At 73.1% G+C, this 15,393-nt stretch carries 14 protein-coding genes; 8 read left to right on the plus strand and 6 right to left on the minus strand.

The genetic code is table 11. The features are described 5' to 3' along the window. Nucleotides 1-26: 26 nt before the first annotated feature. The 3 genes from IE207_RS01740 to IE207_RS01750 form a co-directional block, all read right to left on the minus strand. Entirely contained in the window at nt 27-3,146 is a 3,120-nt protein-coding gene (locus IE207_RS01740) for an efflux RND transporter permease subunit (protein ID WP_190182190.1), read from the minus strand. A 168-nt stretch (nt 3,147-3,314) separates the two neighbouring features. Next, nucleotides 3,315-4,016 (minus strand): response regulator, encoded by a 702-nt coding sequence (locus IE207_RS01745; RefSeq protein WP_190182191.1) that lies wholly within the window; start codon nt 4,014-4,016, stop codon nt 3,315-3,317. A 26-nt stretch (nt 4,017-4,042) separates the two neighbouring features. After that, complete coding sequence (locus tag IE207_RS01750) at nt 4,043-4,864, minus strand: adenosylcobinamide-GDP ribazoletransferase (RefSeq protein ID WP_190182192.1); 822 nt, start codon at nt 4,862-4,864, stop codon at nt 4,043-4,045. Between the two features lie 87 nt (nt 4,865-4,951). Here IE207_RS01750 and IE207_RS01755 point away from each other — a divergent pair, with 87 nt between their 5' ends. After that, nucleotides 4,952-5,722: an alpha/beta hydrolase gene (locus tag IE207_RS01755; RefSeq protein ID WP_190182193.1), complete on the plus strand. Its 771-nt coding sequence runs from the start codon at nt 4,952-4,954 to the stop codon at nt 5,720-5,722. A gap of 51 nt (nt 5,723-5,773) precedes the next feature. Here the strand turns inward: IE207_RS01755 and pspAA are convergent, their stop codons facing one another. Together pspAA and IE207_RS01765 are read right to left on the minus strand one after the other, a co-directional pair. Beyond that, a complete protein-coding gene (gene pspAA, locus IE207_RS01760; protein WP_190182194.1) occupies nt 5,774-6,052 on the minus strand; it encodes a PspA-associated protein PspAA in 279 nt (92 codons plus the stop codon). Nucleotides 6,053-6,064: 12 nt separating this feature from the next. Continuing rightward, complete coding sequence (locus tag IE207_RS01765; RefSeq protein ID WP_190182195.1) at nt 6,065-6,859, minus strand: PspA/IM30 family protein; 795 nt, start codon at nt 6,857-6,859, stop codon at nt 6,065-6,067. A gap of 359 nt (nt 6,860-7,218) precedes the next feature. Between IE207_RS01765 and IE207_RS01770 the strand changes: the two genes are divergently transcribed. Together IE207_RS01770 and IE207_RS01775 are read left to right on the plus strand one after the other, a co-directional pair. Next, the gene (locus IE207_RS01770) at nt 7,219-7,818 is read left to right on the plus strand and encodes a DUF3043 domain-containing protein (RefSeq protein WP_190182196.1); all 600 of its coding nucleotides are present in this window, start codon (nt 7,219-7,221) and stop codon (nt 7,816-7,818) included. Nucleotides 7,819-7,898: 80 nt separating this feature from the next. Continuing rightward, nucleotides 7,899-8,642, plus strand: coding sequence for a class I SAM-dependent methyltransferase (locus IE207_RS01775; RefSeq protein ID WP_229873344.1), 744 nt, complete (start codon nt 7,899-7,901; stop codon nt 8,640-8,642). A 110-nt stretch (nt 8,643-8,752) separates the two neighbouring features. On the opposite strand, the gene IE207_RS01780 is transcribed toward IE207_RS01775, so the two are convergent. Beyond that, on the minus strand, nt 8,753-8,965 hold the full coding sequence (locus IE207_RS01780) for a hypothetical protein (protein ID WP_190182197.1): 213 nt from the start codon (nt 8,963-8,965) through the stop codon (nt 8,753-8,755). Between the two features lie 118 nt (nt 8,966-9,083). Between IE207_RS01780 and IE207_RS01785 the strand changes: the two genes are divergently transcribed. The 5 genes from IE207_RS01785 to IE207_RS01805 all read left to right on the plus strand — a co-directional run bounded on the left by IE207_RS01785 (nt 9,084) and on the right by IE207_RS01805 (nt 15,382). After that, on the plus strand, nt 9,084-10,295 hold the full coding sequence (locus IE207_RS01785; protein ID WP_190182198.1) for a bifunctional adenosylcobinamide kinase/adenosylcobinamide-phosphate guanylyltransferase: 1,212 nt from the start codon (nt 9,084-9,086) through the stop codon (nt 10,293-10,295). Nucleotides 10,296-10,389: 94 nt separating this feature from the next. Next, on the plus strand, nt 10,390-11,454 hold the full coding sequence (cobT, locus tag IE207_RS01790; protein WP_190182199.1) for a nicotinate-nucleotide--dimethylbenzimidazole phosphoribosyltransferase: 1,065 nt from the start codon (nt 10,390-10,392) through the stop codon (nt 11,452-11,454). Nucleotides 11,455-11,534: 80 nt separating this feature from the next. Then, nucleotides 11,535-13,394, plus strand: a complete 1,860-nt coding sequence (locus IE207_RS01795; protein ID WP_190182200.1) for a phosphatidylglycerol lysyltransferase domain-containing protein — start codon at nt 11,535-11,537, stop codon at nt 13,392-13,394. Next, nucleotides 13,391-14,119: a hypothetical protein gene (locus IE207_RS01800; protein WP_190182201.1), complete on the plus strand. Its 729-nt coding sequence runs from the start codon at nt 13,391-13,393 to the stop codon at nt 14,117-14,119. Before IE207_RS01795 ends, IE207_RS01800 begins: the two co-directional genes overlap by 4 nt. A 36-nt stretch (nt 14,120-14,155) precedes the next feature. Further along, complete coding sequence (locus IE207_RS01805; protein WP_190182202.1) at nt 14,156-15,382, plus strand: sensor histidine kinase; 1,227 nt, start codon at nt 14,156-14,158, stop codon at nt 15,380-15,382. The last annotated feature ends 11 nt before the right edge of the window (nt 15,383-15,393 follow it).

Here is a 15,393-nt window from a genome sequence, read left to right on the forward strand (position 1 = left end):
CTTCGGCGTGCGTACGGGCCCTGCGGTCAGACCCGGGCCGGGGCCCCGTCCGAGGACCCGCTCGGGGCCGGGACCGCCGTCAGGCGAGCCTGCTTGCGGTCACGGCGGCGGTCCTTGAAGAGCTCGACCATCGTGTAGAGGGTCGGCACCAGGAGCAGGGTCAGCAGGGTCGAGCTGACCAGGCCGCCGATGACCACCACCGCGAGCGGCTGGGAGATGAAGCCGCCTTCGCCGGTGACGCCGAACGCCATCGGCAGGAGCGCGAAGACCGTCGCGAGTGCGGTCATCAGAATGGGCCGCAGGCGGTGCCGGCCGCCCTCGATGACCGCTTCGACCACGCCCAGCCCCTGACGCCGGTACTGGTTGACGAGGTCGATCAGGACGATCGCGTTGGTCACGACGATGCCGATGAGCATCAGCATGCCGATCATCGCCGGGACGCCCATGGGGGTGCCGGTGACGATCAGCAGGCCGAGCGCGCCCGTCGCCGCGAAGGGGACGGAGACCAGCAGGATCAGGGGCTGTACCAGCGAGCGGAAGGTCGCGACCAGCAGCATGAAGACGATCGCGATGGCCGCGAGCATCGCCAGGCCCAGGGAGCCGAAGGCCTCGCTCTGGTCCTGGGAGACGCCGCCGATGGAGGCGGTGGCGCCGGCGGGCAGGTCCAGCGCCTTGATGCCGCTCTGGAGTGCGCTGCTGACGGCGCCGGTGTTCTCGCCGACCGGGCGGGCGGTGACGGTGGCGGCGCGGGCGCCGTCGATGCGGGTCATCGCGACGGGGCCGGGGACCATCTTCACGTCGGCGATGTCGCCGAGCCTGGCCGTCGCGCCGACGGGCAGCGCCTGGAGTTCGGCCAGGGTGGTGGCCGGCCGTGCGGACTTGATGACGATGTCCCGCTCGGTGTCGTCCAGTACGGCCTTGCCGGCCGGGGTGCCGCGTACGGCCTGGGCGACGATCGCGCCGAGGGCGGCCTGGTCGAGGCCCGCTTCGGCGGTCTTGGGGGTTGCGGTGACCGAGATGCGGGGCACGGACTGAGAGAGGTCGCTCTGGACGTCGGTGACGTCCTTGAGCTTGGCCATCTCGGCCTGGACCTGCCCGGCGGCCTCGGCGAGGACGGCGGGGTCACCGGCCTTGACGACGACGCTCAGGTTGGAGCTGCCGAAGCCGCCGCCCGCGAGGATGCGGGTCTCGCCGACGCCGTCGAGCCCGGCCAGCCCGCTCGCGATGTGCTCCTTGACGGAGTCGGCGTCGTCCGCGTTCTCCAAGGTGACCTGGTAGGAGGCCTGGTTGGTGCCCGTGCCGCCGCCGAACGCCGCCATGAAGCCGGAGGAGCCGACGGTGACCTGGTAGTCCTTGACGCCGTCGACCGAGGCGAGGACCTTCTCGACCTTGCGGCTCGCCTCGTCGGCGGCCGCCAGCGAAGTGCCCGGCTCCAGGGTCTGCTTGACCGTCAGGGTGTCCTGCGCGCCCTGGTCGAAGAAGTTCGTCTTGAGCAGCGGGGTCATGGCGAAGGTGGCGACGAGGACCGCCGCCGCGATGGCGACGCTGGTCAGTCTGCGGCGGGTGGCGAAGCCGAGGACGCGGACGTAGGACCGCTGGAGGCGACTGCGTGCCTCCTTCTCCTCCGCGTCGCGCCGCGCCTTCTCGGGATCCTGGGAGGTGCCCTTGGGAGCGCGCAGGAACCAGTGGGACAGGACGGGCACGACGGTCAGGGAGACGAGCAGCGACGCCAGCAGGGCGGCGGTGACGGTCAGCGAGAAGGAGCTGAACAGCTGCCCGATCATGCCGCCGACCAGACCGATCGGCAGGAAGACGGCGACGGTGGTGAGGGTGGAGGAGGTGACCGCCCCGGCCACTTCCCGGACCGCGGTGACGATGGCTTCCTCGCGCTCCTCGCCGTATCCGAGGTGGCGCTTGATGTTCTCCAGGACCACGATCGAGTCGTCGACGACGCGGCCGATGGCGATGGTGAGGGCGCCGAGCGTCAGCATGTTCAGCGACAGGTCCCGGGTCCACAGCACGATCAGCGCGAGGACGACGGACAGCGGGATGGAGACCGCGGTGACCAGCGTCGAGCGCAGCGAGGCGAGGAACACCAGGATCACGAGCACCGCGAAGACCAGGCCGAGCGCGCCCTCGGTGGTCAGGCCCGAGATGGACTTCGCAACGGCCGGCCCCTGGTCCATGATCACGGCCAGGCCGGCGCCGGAGCCGAGGGTGGAGCGCAGCTCGGGCAGCTTCTCCTTGACCGCGTCGGAGATCGCGACGGCGCTGCCGTCCTTGTCCATGGTCACGGTGACGGCGAGGCTCGGCTTGCCGTTGGTACGGGTGAGGGAGACGGCCTTGGCGGGCTCCTGCCTCACCGTGGCGACGTCACCGAGGCGCACGGCCGGCTTGCCGGGCCCGGCGCTCAGGCGCAGGTCTTCCAGCTGGGCGAGGGACGTGTAGCCGGCGCCGACCCGGACGGTGCGGTTCTTGCCCTGCTCGTCGAAGGAGCCGGCGGGGACGCTCGCGCCGCCCGCCTGGAGGCCCTTGGCGAGGGAGGCGCCGTCGAGGCCTGCGGCCGTGAGCTTCGCCGGGTCGGGGGTGACGGTGACCTGGAGCTTCTGGACTCCGTCGACGGTGACGCGGCCGACGCCGGCGATGTCCGAGAGGACGGGGACGACGGAGCTTTCCAGCTGGTCGGCCAGGGCCTGCTGGTCCTTCCCGGAGGTGGCGGCGAGGACCACGGTCGGCATGTCGTCGGTGGAGCCGGCCACCACCTGCGGGTCGACGTCGGCGGGCAGCCGGACGCGGGCCCGGTTGACGGCCTGCTGGACGTCGGCGACGAGCTGCTTCGTACCGCTGTCGCCGTAGTCGAACTGCGCCATGATCAGGGCGTTGCCCTCACTGGCGGTCGAGGTGATGCCGGTGATGCCGTCAACGCCCTTGAGGGTGGCCTCGATCGGCTCGATGACCTGCTTCTCCACCACGTCGGGCGAGGCACCCTCGTACGGCGCGAGCACGGACACCATCGGCAGTTCGATGGAGGGCAGCAGTTGCTGCTTGAGCTGTGGGATGGCCATGGCGCCGAAGAGGAGCGCGACGATCGACATGAGGCCGATCAGCGCTCTCTGGGCCAGGCTGAAGCGGGACAGCCACGACATGGTTCGGGATCTCTCTGCAGGTTCAGACACGAGCGACGCCTCAGCCTCTCCCGCGGCGTGGCGGCGGCGCGTCGCTCCGAGGTGCCGTCCTCGCCCCGCGCGTACCGCGCCCGCAGTACGCCGTCCTACTGCGCTGCTCGTCCCCGCCGCGCGGCCCGCCCGCCCCGCTCAGTCCGCGCGGGGCCGGACCAGGCCGGATTCGTAGGCGATGACGACCAGTTGGGCCCGGTCACGGGCGCCGAGCTTGGCCATGGCCCGGTTGACGTGCGTCTTCACGGTGAGCGGGCTGACCTCCAGGCGGCCGGCGATGCCGTCGTTGGACAGGCCCGCCGCGACGAGTACGAGGACCTCGCGCTCCCGGCCGGTGAGCGCGGCGAGCCGTTCGGCGTGGGCGGAGCCGGGGGCGGGGGGCTCGGCGTGGGCGCCCTGCGCGAGGAAGGTGGCGATCAGCCCTTTGGTGGCGGCCGGGGAGAGCAGCGCCTCGCCGGCGGCGGCGACGCGGATGGCGTTGAGCAGCTCCTCGGGCTCGGCGCCCTTGCCGAGGAAACCGGAGGCACCGGCCCGCAGCGCCTGGACGACGTACTCGTCGACCTCGAAGGTGGTCAGCATGACGACGCGCACCGCCGCGAGTTCCGGGTCGGCGGTGATCATGCGGGTGCCCGCGAGGCCGTCGGTGCCGGGCATGCGGATGTCCATGAGGACGACGTCGGCCCGGTGGTCGCGGGCCAGGGCATAGGCCTGGGCGCCGTCCGAGGCCTCGCCCACGACGTGCATGTCGGGCTCGGAGTCGACGAGCACCTTGAACGCGCTGCGCAGCAACGCCTGGTCGTCGGCGAGCAGCACCCTGATGGGCGTCGGGGTCTCTTCCACGCCCAGAGCGTACGGGGGCTGCGCGTTCAGCCGAGGGCGAGGGTCAGCAGCACGGTGGTGGCCGCGGCCTCGGACAGGGCTCCGAAGACGTCTCCGGTGACCCCGTCGAAGCGGCGCACGCAGCGGCGCAGCAGGAGTTCCGCCGCCCCCAGTGCGAGGAGCACCGCCGCGGCGTGCTGTGCGGCGACGGGCAGGCCCAGCGGGAGGGCCGCCGCGGTGGCCGCCGCCGCGGTGAGAGCGGTGACGGCGGCGGCCGAGCGGCGCGGGACCACGCCCGCGACCGCCGCGCCCAGCCCCCCGGGCCGGGCCGCGGGGACGCCGTCGCGCGAGGCCAGGGTCATCGCGAGCCGGGCGGCGACGGCGGCGGTCACCGCGGCGAGGGCACCCCGGGCCCAGCCGTCGGCGTAGGCGTCGGCCAGGGCGGCCACCTGGATCAGCAGCACGAAGAGCAGGCAGATCACGCCGAAGGGGCCGATGTCGGACTGCTTCATGATCCGCAGGGCGTCTTCGGCGGGCTTGGCGCTGCCCAGCCCGTCGGCGGTGTCGGCCAGCCCGTCCAGGTGCAGCCCCCGGGTCAGGGCGGCCGGTGCGGCGACGGTGACGGCCGCGGCCAGCAGCGGGCCGCCGCCGAGGAACAGCAGGGCCGTTCCGGCCGCCGCCGCGAGCGCTCCGACGACGAGGCCGGCGAGCGGGGCGCACACCATCCCGGTGCGGGCGGCCGGCCGGTCCCAGCGCGTGATGCGGGCGGGCAGCACGGTGAGCGTGCCGAACGCGAAGCGGAGCCCGTCGCCGAGCGTGGCGCGCTCCCCGGACGGGACGGTCGGCGGATCTTCGTACGAATCTGTCATCGGCGCGAACGCTACCCGCTGGGGGCGGCCGGTAAATTTCCCAATACCTGCTAAACCGGGAGCTGCCAAAGGAAAGGGGTCGGCGGTATGGGTCACTGGTGGTACCGGAACATCATCGAACCGGGGAAGCTGCCGCTGCTGGTCGCCCTGCTGTCGTTCGTGCTGTCTTTCCTCGTCACCCGTGTGATCACCCGGCTGATCCGGGCGGGCAGGGGCCCGTTCCGCAACGTCTCACCGGGCGGCCTGCACATCCACCACGTGGTGCCCGGGGTGGTACTCGTGATCATCGGCGGGTTCGGCTCGATCGCCAGCGGCCGGGGCGGCTTCGGCGCGCTGGTCTCGGCCGTGCTCTTCGGGCTGGGCGCGGGCCTGGTACTGGACGAGTTCGCGCTGATCCTGCACCTGGACGACGTCTACTGGAGCGAACAGGGCCGCAAGAGCGTCGAGATCGTGGTCCTGACGGCCGCGCTGGTGGCACTGGTGCTCGGCGGGTTCCTGCCCTTCGGGGTGAACGACCTCAGCCCCGGGGAGCGCCAGAGCCGCGGCCTGGTCGTCCTGAACATGGCCGGGAACTTCTTCCTGGCGCTGGTCGCGCTGTGGAAGGGCAAGCCGCGCACCGCGCTGTTCGGCACGGTCGTCCCCTTCGTGGCGCTGATCGGTGCGATCCGGCTGGCCCGGCCCGGTTCCCCGTACGCGAAGCGGTTCTACGTCAAGCGCCCCCGGGCCCGCGCCAGGGCCCGGCTGCGCGCCTTCCACCACGACCGGCGCTGGGCCGCGCCGCGCCGCAGGTTCGAGAACTTCATCGGCGGCACCCCGGACCCGGAGCGGATCTCCATGAGGAAGGGCCCGCCGCACTGAGCGACGGGCCCTGCCTCTGACCAACCTCGGAAACGAACCCCTGCGCGTCGCTCAGCCCGGGATCAGGCCGTCGTCGCTGAGCATGTCCCGGACCTCGTCCAGCGTGGCGTCCGGTGCGGGCAGGATGAGTTCCGACGGCTCCAGCGCATCGTCCGGCAGCGGCTCACCGAGCCGCCGGACCGCATCGAGCAGCTCGCCGAGCGTCCTGCGGAAGCCCGGCTCGTCACCGGACTCCATCTCCGCGAGGAGGTCGTCGTCCAGCCTGTTGAGCTCGGCGAAGTGGCTGTCGGCCAGCTTCACCTGGCCTTCCCCCATGATGCGGACGATCATGACGGCCCCGTCCTACTGCTTGTCGAACCGGTGCTGGGTCTGCGACGGCTGGCCGGTGCCGGGGGCGCCGCCCTCGATGGCCTGCTGCTGCGCGGACGGGCCGCCGGCCAGCTCGGCCTTCATCCGCTGGAGTTCCAGTTCGACGTCGGTGCCGCCGGAGAGGCGGTCGAGCTCGGCCTGGATGTCGTCCTTGGAGCCGAGGCCGCTCTGGTCGTCCAGGGCGCCGGAGGCCAGCAGCTCGTCGATCGCGCCGGCCCTGGCCTGGAGCTGGGCGGTCTTGTCCTCGGCACGCTGGATGGCGAGGCCGACGTCGCTCATCTCCTCCGAGATGCCGGAGAAGGACTCGGCGATCCGGGTCTGGGCCTGGGCGGCGGTGTAGGTGGCCTTGATGGTCTCCTTCTTCGTCCGGAAGGCGTCCACCTTGGCCTGGAGGCGCTGGGCGGCGAGGGTCAGCTTCTCCTCCTCGCCCTGGAGGGTCTGGTGCTGCACCTCGAGGTCGCTGACCTGCTGCTGGAGGGAGGCGCGGCGGGCCAGGGCCTCGCGGGCCAGGTCCTCGCGGCCGAGGGCGAGCGCCTTGCGGCCCTGGTCCTCCAGCTTGGCGGACTGGCCCTGGAGCTGGTTCAGCTGCAGTTCCAGCCGCTTGCGGGAGGTCGCCACATCGGCGACGCCCCGGCGCACCTTCTGCAGCAGCTCCAGCTGCTTCTGGTAGGAGTAGTCGAGGGTTTCGCGCGGGTCCTCGGCCCGGTCAAGGGCCTTGTTCGCCTTCGCGCGGAAGATCATCCCCATACGCTTCATGACACCGCTCATGGGCTTCGCGCGCCCCCTTCTAGACGGACTTCGCTCCAGGTCACAGCCATGGCGGTGCGCCCGGTCTCCCGAGACGGCCGCCATCAGGACCCACAGTACGGGCCCTGTCTCCATTACCGCACTGTTCCTGCCCGGATGCGCTCCTCCTCCAGGACGACTGCCTCCCGCGCCGTATCGGGCGCAAGGAGTAGGTGATCCCAGGAGAACCCCCGGATCCCCGGGATCCGGTGGGTTCCCGGGACGTCCGCGCGGGAGGTGCACCCGCCGCAACAACCCTGCACAGGGAAGACGTCCGCCGTTGCCGGATCGTTCCCCGCGGAGGTGGGGCGGGAGCGCACGACCACGTAGGCTTGGGTTTTGTGTTTGGTAGCCGTTCCTCCAAGGAAGAAAAGGACGCCGCCACCGACAAGGTGAGCGCCGCCCTTTCGCAGCCCCGTGACCCCCAGGCCCCGAAGGGCCGCCCGACGCCGAAGCGTGCTGTGGCCCAGTCGCAGCGCAAGGCAGTGGCGGCTCCGACCGGCAACCGCAAGGAGGATGCCAAGCGTGCCCGTGAGCGGCGCCGTGAAGAGATGGCGAAGCAGCGCGAGGCACTGGCCAATGGCGACGAGCGGGCCCTGCCCGCCCGCGACAAGGGCCCGGTCCGCAGGTACGTCCGCGACTACGTGGACGCCCGCTACTCGGTAGCCGAGATGTTCCTGCCGCTCGCCGTGATCATCCTGGTGCTGAGCATGGTCCGGATCCCCTCGATCCAGAACATCGCGCTGCTGCTGTGGCTCGGCGTGATCGTCCTGATCATCCTGGACTCCATCGGCCTGTTCATCCGCCTGCGCAAGGCCCTGAACACGCGCTTCCCGAACGAGCCGAAGCGCGGCGCCGTCGCCTACGGCCTGATGCGCACCCTCCAGATGCGCCGCCTGCGTCTGCCGAAGCCGCAGGTCAAGCGCGGGGCACGGCCCTGAGCCGAGTGACGCCCCGCTCAGGGGCGTCGGGGGAGGGGAAACAGGGCTTCGCCGGGGGCGCCCGGCTGTGGCTGGAGGGACTGGGCGGACTGCGCAACGCCGTCCGCCAGGAACTCGTGGGCCGTCAGGTCGACGAGCAGATCGTGCAGCGCTTCCCCGTCGGGCAGCGGCTGCGCGTGCTGGACGTCGGCATGGGCCAGGGCACCCAAGCGCTGCGCCTGGCCCGGGCCGGACACATGGTCACCGGCCTGGAGCAGGACCCCGACATGCTCGCGGTGGCGCACGCCGCGCTGGCCGCCGAGCCGGCCGGGATCCAGGAGCGCGTGCGGCTGATGGAGGGCGACGGCCGCGAGACCGGGGCGCATTTCGGCCCCGGCAGCTTCGATGTGGTGCTGTGCCACGGCGTGCTCATGTACGTGCCCGAGGCGGACGCGATGCTCGCCGGGCTGGCCCGCATGCTGGCTCCGGGCGGCCTGCTGTCCCTGCTCGTGCGCAACGGCGACGCCCTCGCCATGCGACCGGGGCTGGAGGGGGACTGGAGCGCCGCCCTGGCCGCCTTCGACACCGTCGACTACACGAACCGGCTCGGTCTTGAAGTACGGGCGGACCGGCTGGCCGATCTGACCGCGACCCTGTCCGGGATCGGCGCCCCGCTCCAGGCCTGGTACGGCGTCCGCGTCTTCACCGACGGCACCGAGGCCGGCGAGAGCCTGCCGCGGGAGGCGGAACTGGAGCGGCTGCTGGCCGCCGAGGACCGGGCCGGCCGGACCGACCCCTACCGCGGGGTGGCGGCGCTGCTGCACCTGTGCGGTGTACGGGGCTGACGCACCCGGCCAGCCGTGCCCACCCGACGCACCGGGGCCGCGGTACGCGGCCTTCGCGCCCGAGGACGGTGTACGGGGCCGGCCCCGCACACCGCCGCCCGGTCAGGCGCTCACGCGTCCAGCGCCTCGCGCAGGCTCATCGTGTACAGCTCGGTGCCGCCGTCGTCGGACAGCTTGACCCGCTCGACCCCGCCCTCCAGCAGGTCCTTCCAGTACTCCCCGATCCAGGACTCCGCGTCCCCCTGCGTGGTGAACTCCTCCGGCTCCACCGACGGGTTGGTCTCGCCGCCGTCGGCCGCCTCGAACCGCCACGTCCACGCCATGTCCGCCTCCGTTGCTCGTCCGCCGCTCGTCTGTCGCTCGCGCGCGTACTCCGCCATGAGTCTGCCCGCAGAGTAGCCGGGCGCGCAGCAGTCCCGGCGACGCGGGAGGATCATCCGTGTGGAACTCACTCTCCTCGGTACCGGTACACCCGAAGGACTGCCCCGCCCCGGCTGTCCCTGCGCCACCTGCGCCCTGTCCGTGGGCCCGGCGGCCCGCGCCGCGACCGCCGTCCTCGTGGACGGCGCGCTGCTGCTGGACCTGACGCCCGGGGCGGTGCTGGCCGGCGCCCGTGCCGGGCACTCCCTGTCGGGGGTACGGCAGGTCCTGCTGACCCACCCGCACGACGGCCCGGCCGTGGAGCTGCCGCCCGGGCTGCCCGCGGCCGGCCGGGTGCCGGACGGCCGGGAGCTGGCCGTGATCAGCGGGCACCGGGTGCGGGCCGTGCCGATGGACGCGCCGGGGACGGGGTACGAGGTCACCGGCCCGGACGGGGCCCGGCTGCTGTACCTGCCGCCGGGCGGGGCCCCGGCGGGCCTGGGCTCCGGCGCGGGCGGGCAGCTCCCCTACGACGTGGTACTCGCGGACGTGCCCGGCCGCCCCGAGGCGCTGGCGCGGCTGCGGGCGAGCGGGGCGGTCGGCCCGGCCACCGATGTGATCGCCGTGCACCTGGACCACGACACCCCGCCGGGCCGGGAGCTGGAGCGCCGGTGCGCGGCCGTCGGGGCGCGGACGGTCCCGGACGGCACGACGGTGGTGGTCGGCGAGTACCGGGCGCTGCCCCAGGTGCCGCGGCGCACGCTGGTGCTGGGCGGCGCCCGGTCGGGGAAGTCCTACGAGGCCGAGCGGCGGCTGGCGCCGTTCCCCGAGGTGGTCTACGTCGCCACGAGCGGTTCCCGGGACGGGGACGCGGAGTGGGCGCAGCGGGTGGGGCTGCACCGGGAGCGGCGGCCGGCGAGCTGGCGGACGGTGGAGACGTGCGAGCTGGTGCCGCTGCTGGAGGACGGGGACGGGCCGCCGCTCCTGGTGGACTGCCTGGCGTTGTGGCTGACGGACGCGATGGACCGGGCGGGGGCCTGGGACGACTCGGTGTGGGAGACGGGCGGCCGGACCGAGCTCCGCGAGCGGACCGGCGCGCTGGTGGCGGCCGTGCGGGCGACCCGTCGGACGGTGGTGTTCGTCAGCAACGAGGTGGGTGCGGGCGTGGTCCCCGCGACCACCTCGGGCCGGCGCTTCCGCGACGAGCTGGGCCGGCTGAACAACGCGGTGGCGGCCGAGTGCGAGCACGCACTGCTGATCGTGGCGGGCCAGGCGCTGATCTTGAAGCCCTGACACCGGCGGAACCGTCCGCGGCGGCCGTCGCAGCCTGACGGAGAGGCCGGATCAGGGGCTTGGGGAGGGCCTCACCGCCTGTACGCTCTGGCAGATGACCACGCTGAACCTCGACGAGTTCTCCGATCTGATCGAACGCCCCGACGGGGGCGTCCGTCGTGATGCCGAGGACCGCCGCGAACGGCTGGCCGTGCCGCCCGGCGCGCTGGGCCGGCTCGACGAGCTCGGCGAGTGGCTGGCCGCCGCTCAGGGCCGGGTACCGGTGCGCGCGATCGAGCGGCCGCGCGTCGTGCTGTTCGCCGCCGACCACGGGATCGCCGCCGCCGGGGTCTCCGCGCGGGCCGCCGGCTCCGCCCACGAACTGGTGCGCGCGGTGCTCGACGGGACGAGCCCGGTCGCCGTGCTGGCCGGCCGGTTCGGCGCCGGTGTCCGCATCGTCGACGCGGGACTCGACTGCGACCCCGGGCTGCTGCCGGCGGACGTCAGCCGCCACCGCGTCCGGCGCGGCAGCGGCCGCATCGACGTGGAGGACGCCCTGACGCCCGAGGAGGCCGAGGCGGCGCTCCGGCTCGGGATGCGCATCGCCGACGAGGAGGCCGACGCCGGGACCGACCTCGTCGTGCTCGGCGACCTCAGCGTGGGCGGCACCACGGTGGCCGCGACGCTGATCGCGGCCCTGTGCGGCACGGACGCCTCCGTCGTCACGGGCCGCGGCGGTGTCCCCGTCGACGACCTGGCCTGGATGCGCAAGTGCGCGGCGATCCGCGACGCGCTGCGCCGGGCCCGCCCGGTCCTCGGGGACCAGGTGGCCCTGCTGGCGAAGGTCGGCGGCACGGACGTCGCCGCCATCACCGGGTTCCTGCTCCAGTGCGCGGTGCGCCGGACACCGGTCATCCTCGACGGCATCGTGTCCGCGGCGTGCGGGCTGGTGGCCCAGCGGGCCGCGTTCCGCGCCCCGGACTGGTGGCTGGCCGGCCAGGCCAGCGGAGAGCCGGGCCAGGCCAAAGCCCTGGACCGGATGGCACTCAACCCGGTGCTCGACCACGGCGTCACAGTGGGTGGAGGAACCGGGGCGTTGCTCGCCCTCCCCCTCGTCCAAGCGGCCGCCGCACTCGCGGCGGACCTGCCCGAGCGGGCGGCGGAGGAACCGAAGGACTGAGTAGACGGGCGCCACGGGCCTGAGCAGTCCGGGGTGCTCGGACCGCCCGTGGACGGTGACGCCCCATAACATCGCATTCCATGGGAGAGGTCCGCTTGACCAGCGTAGAAACCACGACGGTAGCCAACGGCAGGAAAGAGCCCGGAGGGGAGCCTGCCGAAAAGGCGGCGAACCGCAGGGGCACCGCGCCCTCGCGGCGCGGGGCCGCGTTCGCGGTCTGGTACCTGAGAGCCGTCACCTTCGTGAACTTCCTCAGCGCGGTGTGGCTTTCGCTCGGGCAGGACCTGCGCCGGCACAACACCGCCGACTTCTACACGCCGTACCTGCTCACGGCCGGGTTCGCGTCCGGGTTGTTCTCGCTGATCCTCGCGGTCACCATGGGCCGCCGCAAACGGGCCGCCTGGATCCTGAACCTGGTGATCAGCGGGATGCTGCTGTTCGCCTTCGCCACCGCGGCCTTCGCCCCCTGCACGGGCGGGGAGTTCAACTTCTGCTACCCCGAGTTCCGCGACCACGCCCAGAACTGGGTGTCGCTGCTCCTGACGGCCGCCTTCGTCGGCGCGCTGGTGCTGGGCCGCCACGAGTTCTACGCCAAGGGCGACCGGTCCAACCCCAAGCTCGCCACCGCCGTCGGCGCCGTCGGCCTGCTGCTGACCTCGCTCGTCGCCGCCCTGCTGGTCGGCGCCACCAACACCGACCCCGACCGCGCCCAGGCGACGTTCCTGGCCCGCTGGCGGTACGGCGTGATGCGGCTGGTCACCCTGGAGCCCAACGACCGCGCCTACGACGGGATCGCCACGCCCAGCTGGGTGGACGTCTCCATCAACGTCATGTCGATGATGCTGCTGCTCGCCGTGCTGTTCGCGGCGTTCCGCGCGCGCCGCGCCGTCGACCCGCTGACCCCCGAGGACGAGGAGCGGCTGCGGGCGCTGCTCGCCAAGCAGGGTGACCGCGACTCCCTGGGCTACTTCGCGCTGCGCCGGGAGAAGTCCGTCATCTGGTCCCCGACCGGCAAGGCCGCCGTCACCTACCGCGTCGTCGGCGGTGTCTCGCTGGCCTCCGGCGACCCGATCGGCGACCCGGAGGCCTGGCCGGGCGCCATCGAGCCCTGGCTGGCCGAGGCGCGCGAGCACGGCTGGATCCCCGCCGTGATGGGCGCCAGCGAGGAGGCCGGGCAGATCTACGCACGGCACGGGCTGGACGCGCTGGAGCTCGGTGACGAGGCCATCGTCGAGACCGACGAGTTCACCCTGGAGGGCCGCGCGATGCGGACCGTCCGGCAGGCCTTCAACCGCGTCAAGCGCGCCGGGTACACCGTCCGCATCCGCCGCCACGCCGACGTCCCGGCCGACGAGATGGACAACCTCCTCAAGCGGGCCGACGACTGGCGCGACGGCGCGACCGAGCGCGGCTTCTCCATGGCACTGGGCCGGCTGGGCGACCCGGACGACGGCCAGTGCGTGATGCTGGAGTGCTTCGACGGGCAGGGCGAGCTGCGCGCCGTGCTGTCGTTCGTGCCGTGGGGGCCCAAGGGCCTCTCGCTCGACCTGATGCGCCGTGACCGGGACTCCGAGAACGGCCTGATGGAGTTCATGGTCATCGAACTGCTGGAGCGCTCGAAGGAGATCGGCGTCACACAGGTCTCACTGAACTTCGCGATGTTCCGTTCCGTCTTCGAACGGGGGTCCAAGCTCGGTGCGGGTCCGGTGCTGCGCATGTGGCGCTCGCTGCTGAGTTTCTTCTCCCGTTGGTGGCAGATCGAGTCCCTCTACCGGGCCAACGCCAAATACCGGCCGATCTGGGAGCCGCGGTTCATGCTCTTCGAGAAGAGTTCCGACCTGCTGCGGATCGGTATCGCGGCGGGCCGGGCCGAGGGCTTCCTGGAGGCGCCCGGCCTGCCGAAGTGGCTGCACCGCAGACATCTGGAGACGCGTCGTTGACAGCGTGGTCGAACCCCTCACCGCGGCGGTTCGCCCGCCGCGAGTGGGGGCCCCTGTTCCGGACGATCCGGGACGCGCTCGTCCACGAGAAGTGGCGGGCGGTCCCGATGACCATCGGCGCGGTCGCCCTGACCTCGCTGTTCCAGGTCGTCCAGAACACCCACTGGGGTTTCCAGCCGGTGCAGGACCTCGGCTCGGTCAAGGCCGCCGACCCGCTCTGGCTGGCGCTCCTGCGGACCCCGCTCTCCCTGTTCGTACCGGCACTCGACCTGCCGGTGTGGGGGGCACTCGCCCAGATCCTGCTGGTCTTCGGCATCTCCGAGATCTGCATCGGCTGGTGGCGCACCCTGCTGATCGGCTACGTGGCCACGCTGGCCGGCACCACGTACGCCCGGATCGGGCTCTCCCTCGGCCGTGACCACCCCTTCGGCCTGCCGGTGTCCGACCGCGTCGTCAACGACACCGGGCCGTCGGCGGCAGTGGTGGGCCTCGCCATCTACGTCTGCTGGCGCTACCGGGCCTACCTGACCGGCGGTCTGGTGATCGCCGTCATGATCGGCGAGGTGCTGGTCAAGGACAACCTCGCCGGCAAGGAGCACCTCGCGGCCATCGCCGCCGTCATGGCGGTGTGCGTGATCCGCGCGAAGTGGGGCCCCGAGCGCTCCCGGATACCGCTGGGCCGGCGGCCGCCGCCCGGTCCCCCGCCGCCCTCGCGCAGCGACTGACCGGGACTGCGGGCGGAGGCCGTACCGTAGCTTCCCGTGACGACAGACCCCGTCCGGCAGGGACGCTTGCGCGCGGTCCGGCAGTGGCTGCGGCTCCATCCGCCCGCCACCGACGCCGCACTCGCGCTCGGGGCGCTCATCGCCATGGTGGCCGGTTCCTTCGTCAGCCCGCACGGGCCGCACGGGCCCACCTTCGGCACCCGTACCCCCGAGCCCTTCTCGCTGGTGCTGATGCTGCTGGGCTCCGCCGCCCTCGTGTTCCGGCGCCGCCGGCCGCGCGCGGTGCTCGCCGCGACCGTCGCCCTGTCGCTGCTGGAGCTGTCCTCCGGGGAGCCCCGGGCGCCCGTCGCGATGTGCACCGTGATCGCCCTGTACACGCTGGCCGCCCGCACCGACCGGCCCACCACCTGGAAGGTCGGCCTGCTCACCATGGCGGGGCTGACGGGTGTGGCGATGCTGGCCGGCCCCCTGCCCTGGTACGCGCAGGAGAACATCGGCGTCTTCGCCTGGACCGGCATGGCCGCGGCCGCCGGGGACGCGGTGCGCAGCCGCCGGGCGTTCATCGACGCGATCCGGGAGCGGGCCGAACGCGCCGAACGCACCCGGGAGGAGGAGGCCCGGCGCCGGGTCGCCGAGGAGCGGCTGCGGATCGCGCGGGACCTCCACGACGTGGTGGCCCACCACATCGCCCTCGTCAACGTGCAGGCCGGGGTGGCCGCGCACGTGATGGACAAGCGCCCCGACCAGGCCAAGGAGGCGCTGGCGCACGTCCGGGACGCCAGCCGCTCCGCGCTGAACGAGCTGCGCGCCACGGTCGGGCTGCTGCGGCAGTCCGGTGACCCGGAGGCGCCGACGGAGCCCGCGCCGGGGCTGGGGGTGCTGGAGGAGCTGACGGACACCTTCCGCCATGCGGGGCTGCCGGTGAAGGTGATGGTCGAGCTGGGCCGGGAGGGGGACGCCCTCCCGGCGGCCGTGGACCTGGCCGCGTACCGGGTGATCCAGGAGGCGCTGACCAATGTGCGCAAGCACGCCGGTCCGGGCGCGACGGCCGAGGTCAGCGTGGTGCGGGTGGGGGCGTCGGTGGAGGTGACCGTGCTGGACGACGGCGGTACGTCGGCGGATTCCGCCCCCCGCGCGGCCGACCCGGGCGGCGGCCACGGCCTGCTGGGGATGCGCGAGCGGGCCGGGGCCCTGGGCGGATCCTGCTCCGCCGGGCCCCGCTACGGCGGCGGTTACCGCGTCCACGCGGTCCTGCCGGCGTAGTCCCGGGCGCC

This window comes from Streptomyces cirratus (genome assembly GCF_014650775.1).
GTDB lineage: Bacteria > Actinomycetota > Actinomycetes > Streptomycetales > Streptomycetaceae > Streptomyces > Streptomyces cirratus.

What these genes read in the sequence shown, in the direction of transcription:
- IE207_RS01740 (WP_190182190.1), bottom strand. Translation starts at nt 3,146, where the DNA reads ATGTCGTGGCTGTCCCGCTTCAGCCTGGCCCAGAGAGCGCTGATCGGC.
- IE207_RS01750 (WP_190182192.1), bottom strand. Translation starts at nt 4,864, where the DNA reads ATGACAGATTCGTACGAAGATCCGCCGACCGTCCCGTCCGGGGAGCGC.
- IE207_RS01755 (WP_190182193.1), top strand. Translation starts at nt 4,952, where the DNA reads ATGGGTCACTGGTGGTACCGGAACATCATCGAACCGGGGAAGCTGCCG.
- pspAA (WP_190182194.1), bottom strand. Translation starts at nt 6,052, where the DNA reads ATGATCGTCCGCATCATGGGGGAAGGCCAGGTGAAGCTGGCCGACAGC.
- IE207_RS01765 (WP_190182195.1), bottom strand. Translation starts at nt 6,859, where the DNA reads ATGAGCGGTGTCATGAAGCGTATGGGGATGATCTTCCGCGCGAAGGCG.
- IE207_RS01780 (WP_190182197.1), bottom strand. Translation starts at nt 8,965, where the DNA reads ATGGCGTGGACGTGGCGGTTCGAGGCGGCCGACGGCGGCGAGACCAAC.
- cobT (WP_190182199.1), top strand. Translation starts at nt 10,390, where the DNA reads ATGACCACGCTGAACCTCGACGAGTTCTCCGATCTGATCGAACGCCCC.
- IE207_RS01795 (WP_190182200.1), top strand. Translation starts at nt 11,535, where the DNA reads ATGGGAGAGGTCCGCTTGACCAGCGTAGAAACCACGACGGTAGCCAAC.